Origin of the sequence: Streptomyces sp. SID1328 (genome assembly GCF_009865595.1) — a bacterium.
GTDB lineage: Bacteria > Actinomycetota > Actinomycetes > Streptomycetales > Streptomycetaceae > Streptomyces > Streptomyces griseoluteus.
The window spans coordinates 1-4,271 of sequence record NZ_WWKH01000524.1; the positions used below are offsets into that span (position 1 = coordinate 1).

General features: G+C 71.8%; 5 protein-coding genes. 3 read left to right on the plus strand and 2 right to left on the minus strand.

All coding sequences use genetic code 11. The features are described from left to right. Together GT030_RS16565 and GT030_RS16570 are read right to left on the minus strand one after the other, a co-directional pair. On the minus strand, positions 1–1,365 hold a 1,365-nt coding region (locus GT030_RS16565; protein ID WP_161201758.1), incomplete at its 3' end, for a DEAD/DEAH box helicase. An 87-nt stretch (positions 1,366–1,452) separates the two neighbouring features. Further along, positions 1,453–1,656 (minus strand): cold-shock protein, encoded by a 204-nt coding sequence (locus GT030_RS16570; RefSeq protein ID WP_007502648.1) that lies wholly within the window; start codon positions 1,654–1,656, stop codon positions 1,453–1,455. 279 nt (positions 1,657–1,935) lie between these two features. On the opposite strand from GT030_RS16570, the gene GT030_RS16575 reads away from it, so the two are divergent. The 3 genes from GT030_RS16575 to GT030_RS16585 all read left to right on the plus strand — a co-directional run. Next, positions 1,936–2,283 (plus strand): DUF1330 domain-containing protein, encoded by a 348-nt coding sequence (locus GT030_RS16575; RefSeq protein WP_161201759.1) that lies wholly within the window; start codon positions 1,936–1,938, stop codon positions 2,281–2,283. A gap of 103 nt (positions 2,284–2,386) precedes the next feature. Beyond that, positions 2,387–3,343: an STM4015 family protein gene (locus GT030_RS16580; protein ID WP_161201760.1), complete on the plus strand. Its 957-nt coding sequence runs from the start codon at positions 2,387–2,389 to the stop codon at positions 3,341–3,343. Positions 3,344–3,353: 10 nt separating this feature from the next. Continuing rightward, the coding region (locus GT030_RS16585) for an STM4014 family protein (RefSeq protein ID WP_161201761.1) at positions 3,354–4,271 on the plus strand (918 nt) is incomplete at its 3' end.

The window sequence follows — 4,271 nt, forward strand, 5'->3', positions numbered from 1 at the left end:
GGCGCCCTCGGCACCGGCACCGGACCTGCGGGCCGGACGCGCCTTCGGGGGCGTGGGCTCCGGGGCGGCGATGACCACGGCCACGCCGGAGGGCTCGCGGGCGCCCGTGATGGTGACCAGCTCGGGAGCGCTGGAGGTGACGCGGGCGGTCTTCGGGCGGATGCCGGCGGCCGACATGAGCTGGCTGACCTCCCGCTTCTGCTCGGGCAGCACCAGCGTGACCACGCTGCCGGACCCGCCCGCGCGGGCGGTGCGGCCGCCGCGGTGAAGGTAGTCCTTGTGGTCGGTCGGCGGGTCGACGTTCACGACGAGGTCGAGGTCGTCGATGTGTATACCGCGCGCCGCGACGTTGGTCGCCACCAACGCGGTGATCTCGCCGGTCTTGAACTGCTCCAGGGCGCGGTTGCGCTGCGGCTGGGAGCGGCCGCCGTGCAGGGCGGCGGCGCGGACACCGACCGAGAGCAGGCGCTTGGCGAGCCGGTCGGCGGAGCGCTTGGTGTCCAGGAAGAGGATGACCCGGCCGTCACGGGCCGCGATGCGCGTGGTGACGGCCTTCTTGTCGGTCTCGTCCTGGAGGTGGAGCAGGTGGTGCTCCATCGTGGTGACCGCACCGGCGGACGGGTCCACCGAGTGCACCACGGGGTCGGTGAGGAACCGCTGCACCAGCTTGTCGATGTTCCGGTCCAGGGTGGCCGAGAACAGCATCCGCTGGCCGTCGGGGCGCACCTGCTGGATCAGCCTGGTGATCTGCGGCAGGAAGCCCATGTCGGTCATCTGGTCGGCCTCGTCCAGCACCGTGATGCCGACGTCGTGCAGCACGCAGTCGCCGCGCTCCACCAGGTCGTTGAGTCGGCCGGGGCTCGCCACCAGCACCTCGACACCGCGCCGGAGGGTGGCGGCCTGCTTGGTGATCGACAGACCGCCGACCACGGTGGCCATCCGGAGGTTGACCGCGGTCGCGTAGGGCGTCAGCGCGTCGGTCACTTGCTGGGCCAGCTCGCGGGTGGGCACCAGGATCAGGGAGAGGGGTGCCTTGGGCTCGGCGCGCTGTCCTGCCGTCCGGGCGAGGAGGGCGAGGCCGAAGGCGAGGGTCTTGCCGGAGCCGGTGCGGCCACGGCCCAGGAGGTCCCGGCCGGCCAGCGAGTTGGGCAGGGTGGCGGCCTGGATGGGGAAGGGGGTGGTCACCCCCTGCGCGGTGAGCGTCTTCAGCAGTGCCGCGGGCATGTCGAGGTCGGCGAACTCAGCGACGGCGGGCAGTGCGGGCGTCGTGCTCTCCGGCAGGCGGAATTCCTGGGGAGCCTGGGGAGCAGACGAGGGCCGGGACGGCGACGAGCCGCGGTTCGGCTTCTGATACCTGCGGGGCATGCGGTTACTGCCTTCCTCAACACAGCACAAACCGGGGTCCGCACCATGACGGTGCGGACCCCGGTGAGCGGAATACGCGTCCCGCAATTAGGCGGGAACGATGTTCTCGGCCTGCGGGCCCTTCTGGCCCTGCGTGACGTCGAAGCTGACCCGCTGGCCCTCCTGGAGCTCACGGAAGCCCTGGGTGGCGATGTTCGAGTAGTGGGCGAAGACGTCCGGACCGCCACCGTCCTGCTCGATGAAGCCGAAACCCTTTTCAGAGTTGAACCACTTGACGGTTCCCTGTGCCATGACTTTCTCCTTCTGATGGCAGAGGCCCCATCCGGAAGATGCCGGAAAACAAAATGCGCCCAAAGAGAAAACATTTCCCGTCAGGCGCACATAAAGTTCATGGGTACCACAACTGCAACAAGAGAAAGACTAGCACACGTGCCGTTCGGCGGGCGGGGGTGGATCTCGCGCCCCGGCGTGTCGGAGTCGATCTTCCGACGCACCATCGACGCCGGTCGGCAGGGGTGGCAGCATCGCGGGGTACGAAGATCCGACGATCACCGACGCCGTGGAGGACCCATGCCCGCCTACGCCGTAGCCCATCTCCGCGAGGCCGCGCCGCACCCCGAGATCGCGGAGTACATCGAGCGCATCACCGCCACGTTCGAGCCGTACGGCGGCCGCTTCCTCGTCCACGGCACCCAGCACGAGGTGAAGGAGGGGGAGTGGGCCGGCCATGTCGTGATCATCGGGTTCCCGGGGATCACCGAGGCGCGGGCCTGGTGGGACTCGCCCGCCTACCAGGAGATCGCCCCCCTGCGCTCACAGCACATCGCGGGCGACATCATCCTGGTCGACGGGGTGCCCGAGGGGTACGACCCGGCCACCACCGCGAAGTCGCTGCGTGAGGCGCTGGCCGACGAGTAGTCGTCCACAGCCGTGACCGGTTGTCAGTGCGAGTTGGTAGAACTTCCTGCGTACGCCGTGGACCGCACACGTTCGCGCCCATCGCACGTCAGGAGCAGCCCGCATGACCATCGGTCACCACTTGGAGGAGCTGTACGGCCTCCCCGCGTTCGCCTTTCCCGGCCCCGACGCGAAGGCCGAGCTGCCCGAGCCGGACGCCGTCGCGTGGCGGGTCGCCGGGGACGTGTACGACGCGGAGGAGGAGTGGGAGGACGCCTTCGCCCGTTTCCTGGCCACCGTGGACACCACACGGGTGCGGGCGCTGATCGTCGGCGCCTGGACGGAGGCGTACGAGACGGACTCCTCCGCCGTGACGGCGGCGCTGCTCGCCGCCCGCGACCGGCTGCCCGCCCTGCGCGCGCTGTTCCTCGGCGACCTCGTCATGGAGGAGGCCGAACTCTCCTGGATCCAGCAGAGCGACGTCACCGGACTGCTCACCGGCTTCCCGGAGCTGGCCGAGTTCGGCGTGCGCGGGGGCACCGGGCTGGAGTTCCCCGCGCTGGAGCACGCCGCGCTGCGCAAGCTGGTCGTGGAGACCGGAGGCCTGCCCGTGGAGGTCGTGAGGGGCGTCGGCGGCAGCGGCCTGCCCGCCCTGGAGCACCTCGAACTGTGGCTCGGTGACTCGATGTACGGCGCCGACACCACGGTGTCCGACCTGGAGCCGATCCTCTCCGGGACCCGGCTGCCAGCCCTGCGTCATCTGGGGCTGCGCAACAGCGAGATACAGGACGAGATCGCGGCCGCCGTCGCCTCCGCGCCCGTCGTGACCCAACTGGAGACGCTGGACCTCTCCATGGGCACCCTGGGCGACGAGGGCGCCGCCGCGCTGCTCGCCGGGCAGTCGCTGACCCACCTGGCCTTCCTCGACCTGCACCACCACTACATCACCGAGCCCCTCCAGCAGCGCCTCCGGGAGACCCTGGAACCGGCGGGCGTCCGGCTCGATCTGAACGAGGACGACGCGGACTCGTACGAGAACGAGGACGGCACCGTGCAGCGCTTCGTGGCCATCGGCGAGTGAGCGTCCTGCCATGAACCGGTGTTTCGCGGTGGTCGGCAACCCCGGTGGCCGCCGGGTCACCCTGTTCGCGGAGGCCGTCCGGGCCGCCGGGCTGCCCGCGCCCCGCGTGGTGCCCTGGCTGGACGTACTGCGCGCGGGTGGGGCCGGGTTCGGCGACGGGGAGATCGTCCGCGTGGACTCGCCCGGCGAGGACCCCGAGGTCGACCTCCTCCTGCGGGGCATGCCCGACCCGGCCCGCGTGGAGGGCACGGCCCGCTGGTACGAGCGCTTCACGGCGGCCCTGGGCACGCTGCGCGGCGGCATCCGGCTGGACGGCGCCGAGGACGTGGCGGTCATGTTCGACAAGCGGCGCTGTCACGCGGTCCTCGCCGCGGCGGGCGTACCGGTGCCCGCCTCGCCCACCTCCGGCGCGGCCGGTGCCCCGGTGCGCGGCTGGGAGGACGTGCGGGCGCTGATGCGCGAGCACCGGATGCCCCGGCTGTTCGTCAAGCCCGCGCACGGCTCGTCGGCCTCCGGCGTGCTCGCCGTCGACTCGGCCGGGGGCGGCCGCATCAGGGCCACCACCTCCGTCGAACTCGACCCAGAGGGGCGGCTGTTCAACTCCCTGAAGGTGCGCCGCTACCAGCGGGAGCGGGACATCGCCGCCATCGTGGACGCGCTGGCCCCGGACGGGCTGCACCTGGAGCGCTGGGTGCCCAAGGCGTCCCAGGGCGGCCGCGCCGCCGACCTCAGGGTGGTCGTGGTGGACGGCCGCGCCACCCATGCCGTGGTCCGCACCAGCGCCGGACCGCTCACCAACCTCCACCTCGGCGGCCGCCGGGGCGACCTGGCCGGGGCCCGGCAGGCGGCCGAGAGCGCCGGCCTGCGCTGGCCGGAGGTGCTCGGGATCTGCGAGCGGGCCGCGGCCTGCTTCCCGGACACCCTCTGC